This is a genomic window from Novosphingobium resinovorum (assembly GCF_036352595.1).
In the GTDB taxonomy this organism is placed as follows: domain Bacteria; phylum Pseudomonadota; class Alphaproteobacteria; order Sphingomonadales; family Sphingomonadaceae; genus Novosphingobium; species Novosphingobium resinovorum_B.
On sequence record NZ_JAZFAX010000018.1, the window covers coordinates 90,066 to 102,693 of the forward strand.

Sequence of the window (12,628 nt, forward strand, 5' to 3'; positions counted from 1 at the left end):
ATGACGGAAGGATACGGAGCGATCTCTCGGCGCGACGTTCTCAAGACCAGTGCGACGGGCGCGGCGATCGCCGGTTCGCTCGGCCCTGGCAACGTGGCGATGGCGCAGGCCCAAACCGCCGCGCCGCCGCATGCCGCCGTCAGCCTCAAGATCAACGGCAAGGCGACCCGGCTGGAGCTGGACACCCGCACCACGCTGCTTGATGCCCTGCGCGAGCATGTGAAGCTGACCGGCACCAAGAAGGGCTGCGACCACGGCCAGTGCGGCGCCTGCACGGTCATCGTCAACGGCCGCCGCATCAACTCGTGCCTGACCCTGGCGGTGATGCACGAGGGCGACGAGGTGACCACCATCGAGGGCCTCGGCAGCCCGGACAACCTGCACCCGATGCAGGCGGCGTTCGTCGAGCATGACGGCTACCAGTGCGGCTACTGCACCCCGGGCCAGATCTGCTCGGCCGTCGCGGTGCTGGAGGAAATCCGCGCCGGCGTGCCCAGCCATGTCACCGCAGACGTCTCCAAGCCCTCGCCGATGACGACGACCGAGATGCGCGAACGGATGAGCGGCAACATCTGCCGCTGCGGCGCTTACTCCAATATCGCCGAGGCCATGGCTCAGGTCGCAGGAGTGAAGGCATGAGGCCGTTCACTTACGAGCGCGCTACCAGCGCGCAGGATGCGGCTGCGAAAGTCGCCGCGACGCCGGGCGCGCGCTTCATCGCGGGTGGCACCAACCTGCTCGACCTGATGAAGCTGGAGATCGAGACGCCGACGCACCTGATCGACGTCAACGGCCTCGGTATGGATAAAATCGAAGCCATAGACGGCGGCGGCCTGCGCATCGGTGCGCTGGTGCGCAACACCGACCTCGCCGCCGACGCGCGTGTGCGCAAGGACTACGGCGTGCTCACCCGCGCGCTCGTTGCGGGCGCTTCGGGCCAGCTGCGTAACAAGGCGACGACGGCGGGCAACCTGCTCCAGCGCACCCGCTGCCCGTATTTCTACGACGTCAACATGCCCTGCAACAAGCGCAAGCCCGGATCGGGCTGCGCGGCGATCGGCGGTTTCAGCCGTCCGCTCGGCGTGATCGGCACCAGCGACGCCTGTATCGCCACGCATCCCAGCGACATGGCGGTGGCGATGCGCGTGCTCGATGCCTCGGTCGAGACGATCCGCCCCGACGGCACCACCCGCGCCATTCCCATCGCGGACTTCCACACGCTGCCGGGGCAGACCCCGCACGTGGAAACTGCACTGGAGAAGGGCGAGATGATTATCTCCGTCGCCCTGCCGAAACCGCGCGGCGGCACGCATATCTACCGCAAGGTGCGCGATCGTGCGTCCTACGCCTTCGCGCTCGTCTCCGTCGCGGCGGTGATCGGCAAGGACGGCAAGGGCGCTGTCGCGCTCGGCGGCGTCGCGCCCAAGCCGTGGCGCGTCGAGGAAGCCGACGCGCTGCTGCCCAAGGGCTCGAAGTCCGTCGCCGACCGCCTCTTCGCCGGGGCCACCCCGCGCGAGGACAATGCATTCAAGCTGACCCTCGCCCAGCGCACCATCGCTGCCGTTCTCGCGGAGGCAAAAGCATGAAGTTCGATCAACCCGCAGGGACCAACCCGATCGACCGCATGAAGGTCGTCGGCAAGCCCACCACGCGCATCGACGGCCCGCTCAAGGTCACCGGCCACGCGCCTTACGCGTACGAGCATCAGGAATTGCCGGGCGCCCCTGACTCTGGCCCTGCTTACGGCTACGTCGTCGGCTCGGCGGTGGCGAAGGGCACGATCCGCTCGATGGACACCTCCCGCGCCGAACGCGCGCCGGGCGTGGTCGCCGTAGTCACGCACCGCAACGCGGGCAAGATCGCCAAGGGCAACTTCAACACCGCGATGTTGCTCGGCGGCCCGAAGATCCAGCATTACCATCAGGCGATCGCCGTGGTCGTCGCCGAGACGTTCGAGCAGGCCCGCTCCGCCGCCGCACTGATCGACGTCGATTATGCGCGCGACGGCGGCGCCTTCGACCTCGCCGTGGCCAAGGTCGATGCGCCCGATGCCACCGGTTCGGACGCGCCGACCGCCGTGGGCGACTTCGCGGGAGCCTTCGCCGCCGCGCCGGTGCAGCTCGACCAGATGTACACCACGCCCGACCAGAGCCACGCGATGATGGAGCCGCATGCCACCATTGCCGCGTGGGAGGGCGACAAGCTCACGGTCTGGAGCGCCAACCAAATGGTCGCGTGGGGTGCGGGCGACCTTGCCCGCACGCTGCAGATTCCCCCTGAGAACGTCCGCCTGATTGCGCCTTATATCGGCGGCGGTTTCGGCGGTAAGCTGTTCCTGCGCTCGGACGTGCTCATGGCCTCGCTGGGTGCGAAGGCGGCGAAGCGTCCGGTCAAGGTCGCGCTGCCGCGTCCGTTCATGGGCAACAACACCACGCACCGCCCCGCGACGATCCAGCGCATCCGCCTCGGCGCGACGCAGGACGGCAAGCTGACCGCGATCGGCCATGAAAGCTGGTCGGGCGATCTCGAAGGCGGCGGCCCGGAAAGCGCCACGCAGCAGACCAAGCTGCTCTACGCGGGCGCCAACCGCATGACCGCGCTGCGTCTCGCCGTTCTCGACCTGCCCGAAGCCAACGCCATGCGCGCGCCGGGCGAGGCGCCCGGCCTGATGGCGCTGGAAATCGCCGTCGACGAACTGGCCGAGAAGCTGGGCATGGACCCGGTGAAGCTGCGCGTCATCAACGATACCCAGGTCGATCCCGAAAAGCCCGAGCGCCCGTTCTCGCAGCGCAACCTCGTGCGCTGCCTGGAAGAGGGCGCCGAGCGCTTCGGCTGGGCGCGGCGCAAGGCTCCGGGCCAAGTGCAGGACGGCCGCTGGCTGATCGGCATGGGCGTGGCGGCGGCGTTCCGCAACAACCTCAACATGAAGTCCGGCGCGCGCGTCCGCCTCAGCCCCTCGGGGCAGGTGACGGTCGAAACCGACATGACCGACATCGGCACCGGCACTTACACCATCATGGCGCAGACCGCGGCCGAGATGATGGGCGTGCCGCTTGCCAAGGTGACGGTGAAGCTGGGCGATTCCTCGTTCCCGGTCTCGGCCGGATCGGGCGGGCAGTGGGGCGCGAACTCCTCGACGGCGGGGCTCTATGCCGCCTGCGTCAAGCTGCGAGAGGCGATCGTCGGCAAGCTGGGCTTCGGGCCGGGCGAGGCGGTGTTCGAGAATGGACAAGTCCACGTCGGCAACCGCGTCGCGGACATTGCTGCTGCGGCCAAGGGCGGCGAGATCGTGGTGGAAGACTCGATCGAGTTCGGCGATCTAGGCAAGAAGTTCCAGCAGTCCACCTTCGGCGCGCACTTCGTCGAGGTGGCGGTCGATCGCTACACCGGCGAGACGCGCGTGCGGCGCATGCTGGCGGTCTGCGCGGCGGGGCGCATCCTCAACCCCACGGCGGCGCGCAGCCAGGTCATCGGCGCGATGACCATGGGCGTGGGCGGCGCGCTGATGGAGGAACTGGCGGTCGACAAGCGCTTCGGCTTCTTCGTCAACCACGACCTCGCCGGGTACGAAGTGCCGGTCCATGCCGACATTCCGCATCAGGAGGTCGTATTCCTCGACGAAGCCGACGACAAGGTCTCGCCGATGAAGGCCAAGGGCGTGGGCGAACTGGGCCTGTGCGGCGTCGGCGCGGCGGTGGCGAACGCGATCTACAACGCCACCGGCGTGCGCGTGCGCGACTATCCGATCACGCTGGACAAGCACCTCGACAAGCTGGGCGAAGTGGTCTGATCGTCAGGCCGCTTCGACTTCCACCAGTTCGTCCCCAAACTCGACGAGGTCGTTGGCGGCGGCTCGCACGGCACTGACTATTCCCGAGGCCGCGCTGACCACCTCGGTCTTGCGGCCCAGCACGTCGAGGCGGGCCAACACGTCGCCGATCTTCACCGCGTCACCGGGCGCGCAGCACGGTTCGAACAGGCCAAGGTGCGGGGCCTGCGATACAATCGCCTGCGCGCTCGCGACAACCGCCTCGACCGCCTGTTCCTCCAGCGCCAGCAGCGGGTTCGCGCCGCCGTCCGGCCGGGCGAGGAACAGCGACCAGTCGGCCGAGCGGAAGTACAAGTCCTTCAGTGGCGAGCGCTCGAACTGCAGCAGCATCGCGCGGATATCGTGAATGGGCGAGGTCATCGGCTCAGTCCTCCAGTGCGACCAGAAGGGCCGGGAGCACCGGCTCGGTTATCATGCGTGTAATCCCCGCGCGCCGGGCGATGCGCGCGATCTCGGCATTGGCGAGGCCGCTGCCACGCGCCGCGGCGTGGCCCGCCAGCGCGCTCGCCAACTGTTCGTGGGTGCCTTCGGCCAGCAGCAGATCGACGTCCACCGCATCGGCGGAGGCGGCGTCCCCGGGGCGCAGCACTTCGATCGGGCAGCGCTCGCGCGCCCAGCCGATCAGGCGGGAGAGGCGCTCGTCCTCGTCCTCGCGCGGCACCTGCGTTGCGAGTGCGCCTGCAAAGACCTTGCCGCTGGCGCCGTCCACGGTGACCATCTGCCCCGCCAGCGCCAGGGCGCCGCTGCCGGTGCCGACCACGCAAGGGCGCCCCAGCGCCCGGCTGACGACGGCGGCATGGGAGGTGGAGCCGCCCTGCTCGGTCACGACGGCGCGTGCGGCGATCATGCCGTGGACATCGTCGGGACTGGTGGTGGCGCGCACCAGGATCACCGCTTCCCCGGCGGCGGCGCGGCGTTCGGCCTCGTCGGAATCGGCCACCAGCACGCCGGTGGCGACACCGGGGCAGGCGCCCTCGCCTTGCGCCACCACCTGTGCGCCCTCGGCGGCGTGGGGGGCGAGGCGCGGCAGCAGCAGCGTCGAGACCTGCTCGGCGCTGACGCGGGAGAGCGCGGTGGCGGCGTCGATCCGCCCCTCGCCCACCATGTCCACCGCGATCCGCACCGCCGCCTCCGGCGCGCGCTTGGCCGAGCGGGATTGCAGCAGGTACAGCCTGCCCGACTGCACGGTGAACTCGATATCCTGCACATCGCCGTTCTCACGCTCCAGCATGTCGCTGGCGGCAATCAGCGCGGCGTGCGCCTCGGGCACATGCGCCTGCATCGCGCCCAGCGAAAGCGGGGTGAACTTGCCTGAAACCACGTCCTCGCCCTGCGCGCGCGGCAGGTATTCGCCATAAGGTGCGGGGTCGCCCTGCAGCGGATTGCGGCTGAACAGGACGCCGGTGCCGCTCAGGTCATCGAGGTTGCCGAAGACCATCGCCTGCACCGTCACCGCCGTGCCCATGTCGTGCGGGATGCCGTTGTGTTCGCGGTAACGCCGGGCGCGGCGGGTGTTCCAGCTGTCGAACACCGCCCGAACCGCGCCGAGAAGCTGGTCGTGCACCGCGCCCGGAACCTCGCCGATCGCCGCGCGCCACTGCGCCGGGCTTTCGCTCGCTTCCAGCTCGACCGGCTGCTTGAGCACGATCGCGCTGTAGAGTTCGAGGAACCGCCGATGCGTATCGCGGGCGAAGGCGGGCAGGCCCGTCTCGGCCGCCAGCGCCGCTTCGCCGTCATCGTCGATGCCGAGGTTGAGCACGGTGTCCATCATGCCCGGCATCGAGATCGCCGCGCCCGATCGGATCGAGAGCAGCAGCCGCTTGTCGCCCGCGCCGAAGCTGCGGCCGGTGCGGCGCTGCAGCCAATCGAGCCCGGCGGCGATCTCCGCCTCCAGCCCCCCGGGCATTTCGCCGCGCTCCAGATAGGCGAGGCAGGCCTTGGTGGTGATGACGAAGGCGGGCGGCACGTCGAGGCCGAGCGCGGCCATGCGCGCCACCGACCATGCCTTGCCGCCGATCAGCGCGCGGTCGGGCAGGTCGGCACCGTCGAGCAGGAGAGTCCAGTCGGCCATCGTCATTCCTCCCGCTCGCGGCCCATGGTCCGCAGCAGTTCCTCGTGCAGTTCGAACCAGACGGTATGGTAGCTGTCGCGCCGGATATCGCTGACCCATTCGGGGTCGCCGTCCTCCGCCGCTTCCAGCGCGGCGAGCAGCTTGTCGGCGTAGTATTGCAGGCGCGGCAGGCGGCTCGCCAGCTTGGCGAGGATCGGCTCGGCCTGTTCGTGCAGGGCGCCGAGGCGGTCGATCACCGCATCGTCGTGGGCCTTGTCACTATGGTCGTTGGCCACCTTGGCGCCGCCGATATCCAGCGTCTGCCAGTCGGTGATGATCTGCTTGAGCGTGCGGTTGATCCGCTCGAAACCCTCGTAGGCGCCGACGAACGCCGCATCCTCACGCACATCTGCAAAGTGGCGCGCATAGCGTGCGGTGAGCGCCACGCCCGCCAGCGGCGTCAGCGCATAGGCGCCGCGCGCCTCGATCACGCGGCCGGTGGCGACGGCCTGGTCGATCACCGCCTGCGCCGTGGCTTCGGGAAGCCCGGCAAGATGGGCGATGGCGGGCAGCGGGGCATGGCGCTTGATCGCCGTCGCATGGAGCACCAGATCGCGCTCGGTCATGGTCGTCGCCATCACGCCGCCTCCCCGATCACCCAGACCCGCGCGACGCGCTCGACGCCCTTTTGATAGTCCTCCGTCGTCTTAGCCGGGGCGGAGACTTCCACCGAGATGCGATCGCCTTCGCGGATACCGGCCACCTTGGCGTTCATCAGGCAGGGGATGTTGTACTCGCGCGTCAGGATGCCGAGGTGCGAGCGGACCGAGCCCCCGGCGCAGACCACGCCCGCGAACTGGTCGATGATCGGCGCGGTCAGGGTGCCGCCCGAATCGTCGATGATGGCGATGGCACCGGTGGGGACGCCGCTCGACAGCAGTTCCATGACCCGCTCGTTCGAACGCACGTAAAGCGCCTGGCCGACGATGTCGGTGGGATAACGCACGACGTTGTCGCCAAGGCCGCGCAGGGCCTTGCCATCACCGTCCGCGTCGCCGCTGGGCGCCTCTGGATGCGCAAAGCCGGTATTGGCTTCCGAAGCGGTGCCATCGGGCTTGTGCGCATCGGGCCGCTCGGTGACGGAGACGCGGGCGGACCAGTCGAAGCGGTGGCCGCTGGCGAGGATGCGGGCCTCGACGGACTCGATGTCCTCACGCGTGACGAGGTCGTCGGCGGCGGTCAGCGCGAAGGCGTCCCAGTCCAGCGCCGATTCGCCGAAACGCGCGCGGATGCGTTCGCGCACAAGGTCCAGCACGGCTTCCACCAGCGGCGTCGCCGGCGGACCTGCGTGCAGCACGTCGTCGATAGGCAATTTAACGGAGCCCACGGTCCCTCCCAATCCTCTTTGTTGCGCACAGGGATGCCGCATGCCGATCACCCTGTCAACATGATTGGATGAAATCGTCGGACGATCTTGACCGCGCACGCAGGCTGTCGTAGCCCTCGGTCGGGAATGATCGGGAGGATATGGATGACTGGAACCCCACCGCGCGTATTGCTCGTCAACGACGACGGGATCGACGCGCCCGGCCTTGTGCTGCTGGAGAAGATCGTGCGCCGATTCACCGACGACGTGTGGATCGTGGCGCCGGACGACGAGCGTTCGGGCGCGGGGCACTCGTTCTCGACCACGCTGCCGATTCGCGTGAAGCAGCGGGACGAGCGGCACTTCGCGGTGAAGGGCACGCCGACCGACTGCGCGCTTCTGGCGATTTACGAGCTGATCGAAGGCAAGCGGCCCGACATCCTGATCTCCGGCATCAATCGCGGCCCGAATCTGGCCGAGGACATCACTTATTCCGGCACGGCGGCGGCGGCGATGGAGGGGGCTTTGCTGGGTATCCCAGCGATCGCGCTCAGCCAGTGCTTCCGCCCGCCGAACGCGGTGCCCTGGGACAATGCCGAGCGTTTCGCCGGGGACGTGATCGAGAAGCTGCTGCGCTTCGACTGGAAGCCGGGGCTGTTCGTGAACGTCAACTTCCCGGAATGCCCGGCCGACGAAGTGACCGGCATGCGCGTGACCACGCAGGGGCAGCGGCCGCCGGGCGCGTTCATCCCCGAGCGCCGCGTCGATGCGCGGCACTTCCCATATTACTGGGTGAAGATCGCCCTTCCGGCGGGCGGGCATGCTGCGGGGAACGACCTGCAGGCGATGCTGGACCGGGAGATTTCGATCACGCCGATGCAGCTCGACATGACGGCGCATGCGGCGAAGTCGGGGCTGGAGGCGCTGTTTGGGTGAGGGGAACGCGGCGGTCCGGGGGCAGTATTACGACGCCCTGGATTGCTGCGGCCCTACGGGCCTCGCAATGACGATGGTGGGGCTGAAGCTCTCGTGTTCTCTCTCATTTCGTCATTGCGAGCGTAGCGAAGCAAGCCAGGGCAGTCTTGAGCCGCCCTGGATTGCTTCGCTACGCTCGCAATGACTGAGGGGAACACTTAATCCCGCGCGAGGATCGTCACCGCCGACATGCCGTCCTCGACACCGTAAAACCCGCCCGAGTTCTCCGCCACAGCCACGCACGCGCCTTCAACTTGTCGCTTGCCGGCCTGCCCACGCAGCTGCGTGACGAGTTCGTGGATCTGCCCCAGCCCGGTCGCCGCCAGCGGATGCCCCTTCGACACCAGCCCACCCGAGACGTTCACCGGAACCCGGCCGCCCAATGCCGTCTCCCCGCGCTCGGCGGCGAGCCCGGCCTCTCCCTGTGCGCACAGGCCGAGCGCTTCGGTCTGGATCATCTCGCCGATCGAACTAGCGTCATGGACTTCGGCAAGGTCTACGTCCTGCGGGCCGACCCCAGCGCGCTCGTAAGCCAGCGCCGCGACCTGGCGGGTGACGTGGTTCGGATAGTCGTCGGGCGCGCGGTCGCTGCCGGTGCGGTTTTCCGCCGCCAGCACGCGAATCGGCGCACCGGAGAAGCGCTTCGCGAAATCCGCCGAGCACACGATCGCCGCCGCCGCGCCGTCGCTGATGGGCGCACACATCGGGTTGGTGAGCGGCCAGGCGACTTGCGGCGCGGCAAGGATTTCCTCGACACTCATCGCCTCGCGGTATTGCGCCAGTGGGTTGAACTGCGAATGCCAGTGATCCTTGGCCGCCACCGCCGCGATCTGGGCCTGCGTCGATCCGTAAGTGCCCATGTGCAGACGGGCCTGCGCGGCGTAGGCTTCCATCAGCACATTGGGGCTGGCCGCGCGCTTATCCGCCGGGACGGGCGTGAGGAGATCGCGGGTTCGCTCGATATAGGCCACCGCCTCCACCATGTCGCGCGGCTGCTGGAACACGGCGAAGCGCTTGGCGCGGTCGTCGCTGTAGAGCTTCTCCACGCCGACGACGAGCGCCACTTCGGCAAGGCCCGCCTTCACGTAGTCGACCGCGAGGTGCAGGCCCACCGTGGAACTGGCGCAGGCCTGCTCGACATGGAACCCGCGCACGCCAGAAATGCCCAGCGGGCGCAGCGCATACTCGCCCGGGATCGACATCTCGCCCGCGAAGAAGCCCTGGATGACGTTGGCATAGACCGCCATGTCGATCGCCGCACCATCAAGCCCCGCATCCTCCAGCGCCAGCCGCACCGCGGCCTGCGTGAGCTGTTCGTGGCTCTTGTCCAGATAACGGCCGAAAGGCGTCATGCCGACGCCGAGGATCACCACGTCGCGCATCAGATCGCCCTTCCCGCCGCCTGCCAGTGGCGCTTGCGCAGTTCGGCCCGCAGCACCTTGCCCGCGTTGGAGCGCGGCAGCGCGGCCATCACTTCCACCCGCTTGGGCGTCTTGACCGGGCCGAGCCGCTCGCGGGCTTCTGTCAGCAGGCGGTCCAAATCGATGGTGCAGCCGCCGCGCGGTTCGACGACGGCGACGACGGCCTCGCCCCACTTGTCGTCGGGCACGCCGATCACGGCGCAGTCCTGCACTTGCGGATCGGCCATCAGCGCCTGCTCCACTTCGGCGGGGTAAACGTTGAAGCCGCCAGAGATGATCATGTCCTTCTTGCGGTCCACCACGTAGAACCAGCCTTGATCGTCGCGCAGGCCAATGTCGCCGGTATGATGCCAGCCATGGGCGGAGACTTCGGCGGTCGCCTGAGGGTTCTTGTAGTAGCCCTGCATCACCAGCGGCCCGCGCACGACGATCTCGCCGCGCTCTCCGGGGCCGAGGATGCGGCCGTCGTCATCCATGATCTCGACGATGGAGAGCAGGTTCGCGCGTCCGCAGGAACCCGGGTGCGCGAGGTTGCCCGCATCGTCCAGATGTTCGTGCGGCGGCATCGCGGTGACGCACATCGGCGCCTCGGTCTGGCCGAAGCTGGCGTTCATCACCGGGCCCAGCAGCGCGATGGCTTCCTTCAACCGGTCGAGCGACATCGGCGCCCCGGCGTAGGAGATATATTCGAGGCTGGAGAAATCGGAGGTCTGTGCGGACGGCTCCGCCAGCAGCATGTAGATCGCGGTGGGCGGCAGGAACATGTAGGTGACACGATGGCGCGCGATAGCCGCTACCACCTCGGTCGCATCGAAGCGCGGCAGCACCACCACCGTCCCGCCCAGCGCCATGCTGGCAAGCGCGAGCGGCCCCGCCGCATGCGTCATCGGCGCGGCAACGAGGTTCACCGGCGGGCGCTTCATCGGCATCGAGGCGACGAGGCTGGACACCAGCGCCTGCCAGTTGCCGTTCGACAACATCACGCCCTTGGAGCGCCCAGTGGTGCCACCGGTATTGGCGAGGAAGCCCAGCTCCTCCGCCGCGCCCGAACGGCGCTGGGGGACAGGTTCGTCGCTTTCCACGAGCATGTCGCCAAGGAAGCGGTCGGCCTCCGCAAACGCGCGGTCGAGCGCGATGAAGCGGCGGATGTTGGGGCAAGCCTCGCGGAAATGCGCGACCCGGTCCGCCACTTCGGAATGGACGAAAAGCGTGTCCACATCGAGCAGGTCGAGCAGGTAGGCGTTCTCGTCCAGCGAGGCGCGGTTGTTGGCCATCACCCAGACGCCGTCGGCGCGCAGGATGCCCAGGATCGCCTCAAAGGCGCGAACGTTGTTGCCGCTCAGCACCGCCGCATGGCCGCCCGCCGGGAAGCCGTCGGCGATCAGGGCGCGGGCGATGGCATCGCTGCGCGCCTTGACCTCGCCATACGTGCTGACCGTATCGCCTTCGATCATGCAGGCCCGGTCGGCGCCCATGCGCGCGCCGCGGTCGAAGAAGTCGATCATCCGCATCCGCGCGTTCCCGTCCGTCAGCGCCGCATCGAGAGTTCGAGCTGGCTGGAGCGCAGCTGCACCAGCGGCAGGTTCGCCACCTTCATCAGCCGCGCCACCTGATCCAGTTCGGGCGAGGACAGCGTCGGATAGTCCCGGCGCGGGGCGCCCGAAAGGCGCATGCGGTCGATGTCGGCGGACGGCACCAGTGCGCGCAGCAGCAGTTCGTCGTCATCCCCGCCGGTGCCGTGGCGGCGATGCAGTTCCTCGCGGTCGGGCTGTTCGGGCGGGCTGGCGAGAATTTCCTTCGCGCGCGGCTTGGACAGGATGCGGTCCAACACGTCGGCGTCGATCGGCGCGACAGGCTCGCCGTAGAAACCGGCTGCGTACTGGATCACTTCGTCCGGCACCACCGAGTAGCGCTTGCCCGTCACGATGTTGAGCACCGCCAGCGTGCCGACCAACTGCGCGAACGGCGTCGCCATGCCGGGATAGCCGAGCTCGCGGCGCACGCGGGCGACTTCCTCCAGCACATCGGGCAGACGGTCGAGCATGTTCTGCTGCACCAGCTGCGCGCGCAGGGTCCCCATCATGCCGCCCGGGATCTGGTGCTTGAGCGAGGTGACGTCATACTCGAAGTGCTGGTTCACCAGGAACCCGGCGGCCTTGCCGACCTTCTCGAAGTGATCCGCCACCGGCTTGAACAGCGAGGTATCGAGGTTGTGAGTATGGCCCAGCATCTCGACGTTGCGGGCCATGATCTCGACCGAAGGGATCGAGGGGCCGTTGGCCATCGGACGCACGGCGGTGTGGATCGTCGTCACCCCGAACTCGATCGCGTCGATGTAGGATTTGGCCGACTGGCCGAGCATGTTGTTGGCATGCATCTCGATCGGCTTGCCGCGCGCCTTGGCCTTGATCGCGGGGACCAGCGTGGAAATCCGGTCGCGATCGAGCACGCCGCCGGTGTCGTAGAGCAGCAGGCTGTCCACTTCGTCCAGCGCCGAAAGCTTGTCCGCCTTGTCCGCGTAATAGGCATCGTCGTGGACCGGAGAGAGCGTGAACAGCATCGTTCCCGCCACCTGGCACTGGTGCCGTTTCGCGATGCGCGCGAGGCGGTGCATCTTGTCGATGTTGAATAGCACGTCATAGAGCCAGAAGCTGCGGATGCCGTGAGCGCAGAGGCGGTCCACCCAAATGTCCATCAAGGCATCGGGCGTGAAGCCGAAGGTCACCGACCCGTTCGAGCGGCACCCGGCGCGCAAGGGCGTGTCCGGCATCGCCTTCACCAAGAGGTCGAGGCCCGCCCAGGGGTCTTCCTGGCAATGCCGGATCAGCACTTCGAACAGCGAGGAACCGGCAAGGCTGATGATCTGGTAGCCGGTCCTGTCGATCAGCGGCGCCACCGGCAGGGCCATGCCCGCCTGCATCCGCATGCCCCACAGGCTCTGCTGGCCGTCGCGCAGGGTTTCGTCGAGGAACTGGATATGCGCCATG

Annotated in this window: 11 protein-coding genes; 4 read left to right on the forward strand and 7 right to left on the reverse strand. The window is 68.3% G+C overall.

Translation table 11 applies throughout. The annotated features are described in order from the left end of the window. The 3 genes from paoA to paoC are packed head-to-tail and all read left to right on the forward strand — an operon-like array spanning position 1 to position 3,790. A complete protein-coding gene (gene paoA, locus V2S85_RS16915; protein WP_008832260.1) occupies positions 1 to 639 on the forward strand; it encodes an aldehyde dehydrogenase iron-sulfur subunit PaoA in 639 nt (212 codons plus the stop codon). Next, the gene (locus V2S85_RS16920) at positions 636 to 1,586 is read left to right on the forward strand and encodes a xanthine dehydrogenase family protein subunit M (protein ID WP_330704014.1); all 951 of its coding nucleotides are present in this window, start codon (positions 636 to 638) and stop codon (positions 1,584 to 1,586) included. Before paoA ends, V2S85_RS16920 begins: the two co-directional genes overlap by 4 nt. After that, complete coding sequence (paoC, locus tag V2S85_RS16925) at positions 1,583 to 3,790, forward strand: aldehyde oxidoreductase molybdenum-binding subunit PaoC (RefSeq protein ID WP_330704015.1); 2,208 nt, start codon at positions 1,583 to 1,585, stop codon at positions 3,788 to 3,790. The genes V2S85_RS16920 and paoC overlap by 4 nt, the downstream gene beginning before the upstream one ends. 3 nt (positions 3,791 to 3,793) lie before the next feature. Here the strand turns inward: paoC and V2S85_RS16930 are convergent, their stop codons facing one another. From V2S85_RS16930 to V2S85_RS16945, 4 genes are read right to left on the reverse strand one after another with little or no spacing between them, the layout of a single operon-like run. Next, positions 3,794 to 4,189, reverse strand: a complete 396-nt coding sequence (locus V2S85_RS16930) for an acetyl-CoA carboxylase biotin carboxyl carrier protein subunit (protein ID WP_330704016.1) — start codon at positions 4,187 to 4,189, stop codon at positions 3,794 to 3,796. Between the two features lie 4 nt (positions 4,190 to 4,193). Further along, entirely contained in the window at positions 4,194 to 5,900 is a 1,707-nt protein-coding gene (locus V2S85_RS16935; RefSeq protein WP_330704017.1) for a pyruvate, phosphate dikinase, read from the reverse strand. A gap of 2 nt (positions 5,901 to 5,902) precedes the next feature. Next, the gene (locus tag V2S85_RS16940) at positions 5,903 to 6,517 is read right to left on the reverse strand and encodes a hypothetical protein (RefSeq protein WP_330704018.1); all 615 of its coding nucleotides are present in this window, start codon (positions 6,515 to 6,517) and stop codon (positions 5,903 to 5,905) included. After that, positions 6,517 to 7,266, reverse strand: a complete 750-nt coding sequence (locus V2S85_RS16945; protein ID WP_330704019.1) for a PEP-utilizing enzyme — start codon at positions 7,264 to 7,266, stop codon at positions 6,517 to 6,519. Before V2S85_RS16945 ends, V2S85_RS16940 begins: the two co-directional genes overlap by 1 nt. Positions 7,267 to 7,410: 144 nt before the next feature. Here V2S85_RS16945 and surE point away from each other — a divergent pair, with 144 nt between their 5' ends. Further along, positions 7,411 to 8,181, forward strand: coding sequence for a 5'/3'-nucleotidase SurE (surE, locus tag V2S85_RS16950; protein WP_330704020.1), 771 nt, complete (start codon positions 7,411 to 7,413; stop codon positions 8,179 to 8,181). 197 nt (positions 8,182 to 8,378) lie between these two features. Here the strand turns inward: surE and V2S85_RS16955 are convergent, their stop codons facing one another. The 3 genes from V2S85_RS16955 to V2S85_RS16965 are packed head-to-tail and all read right to left on the reverse strand — an operon-like array spanning position 8,379 to position 12,627. Next, positions 8,379 to 9,602, reverse strand: coding sequence for a thiolase family protein (locus V2S85_RS16955; protein WP_330704021.1), 1,224 nt, complete (start codon positions 9,600 to 9,602; stop codon positions 8,379 to 8,381). Next, the gene (locus tag V2S85_RS16960; RefSeq protein WP_330704022.1) at positions 9,602 to 11,152 is read right to left on the reverse strand and encodes a class I adenylate-forming enzyme family protein; all 1,551 of its coding nucleotides are present in this window, start codon (positions 11,150 to 11,152) and stop codon (positions 9,602 to 9,604) included. Before V2S85_RS16960 ends, V2S85_RS16955 begins: the two co-directional genes overlap by 1 nt. Before the next feature lie 17 nt (positions 11,153 to 11,169). Next, complete coding sequence (locus V2S85_RS16965; protein ID WP_330704023.1) at positions 11,170 to 12,627, reverse strand: pyruvate carboxylase; 1,458 nt, start codon at positions 12,625 to 12,627, stop codon at positions 11,170 to 11,172. Between the last annotated feature and the right edge of the window lies 1 nt (position 12,628).

Bases quoted from the DNA above. Each gene is read 5' to 3' on its own strand.
- V2S85_RS16955 (WP_330704021.1), bottom strand. From the start codon at position 9,602: ATGCGCGACGTGGTGATCCTCGGCGTCGGCATGACGCCTTTCGGCCGT.
- paoC (WP_330704015.1), top strand. From the start codon at position 1,583: ATGAAGTTCGATCAACCCGCAGGGACCAACCCGATCGACCGCATGAAG.
- V2S85_RS16960 (WP_330704022.1), bottom strand. From the start codon at position 11,152: ATGCGGATGATCGACTTCTTCGACCGCGGCGCGCGCATGGGCGCCGAC.
- surE (WP_330704020.1), top strand. From the start codon at position 7,411: ATGACTGGAACCCCACCGCGCGTATTGCTCGTCAACGACGACGGGATC.
- V2S85_RS16920 (WP_330704014.1), top strand. From the start codon at position 636: ATGAGGCCGTTCACTTACGAGCGCGCTACCAGCGCGCAGGATGCGGCT.
- V2S85_RS16940 (WP_330704018.1), bottom strand. From the start codon at position 6,517: ATGGCGACGACCATGACCGAGCGCGATCTGGTGCTCCATGCGACGGCG.
- V2S85_RS16935 (WP_330704017.1), bottom strand. From the start codon at position 5,900: ATGGCCGACTGGACTCTCCTGCTCGACGGTGCCGACCTGCCCGACCGC.
- paoA (WP_008832260.1), top strand. From the start codon at position 1: ATGACGGAAGGATACGGAGCGATCTCTCGGCGCGACGTTCTCAAGACC.
- V2S85_RS16930 (WP_330704016.1), bottom strand. From the start codon at position 4,189: ATGACCTCGCCCATTCACGATATCCGCGCGATGCTGCTGCAGTTCGAG.
- V2S85_RS16965 (WP_330704023.1), bottom strand. From the start codon at position 12,627: ATGGCGCATATCCAGTTCCTCGACGAAACCCTGCGCGACGGCCAGCAG.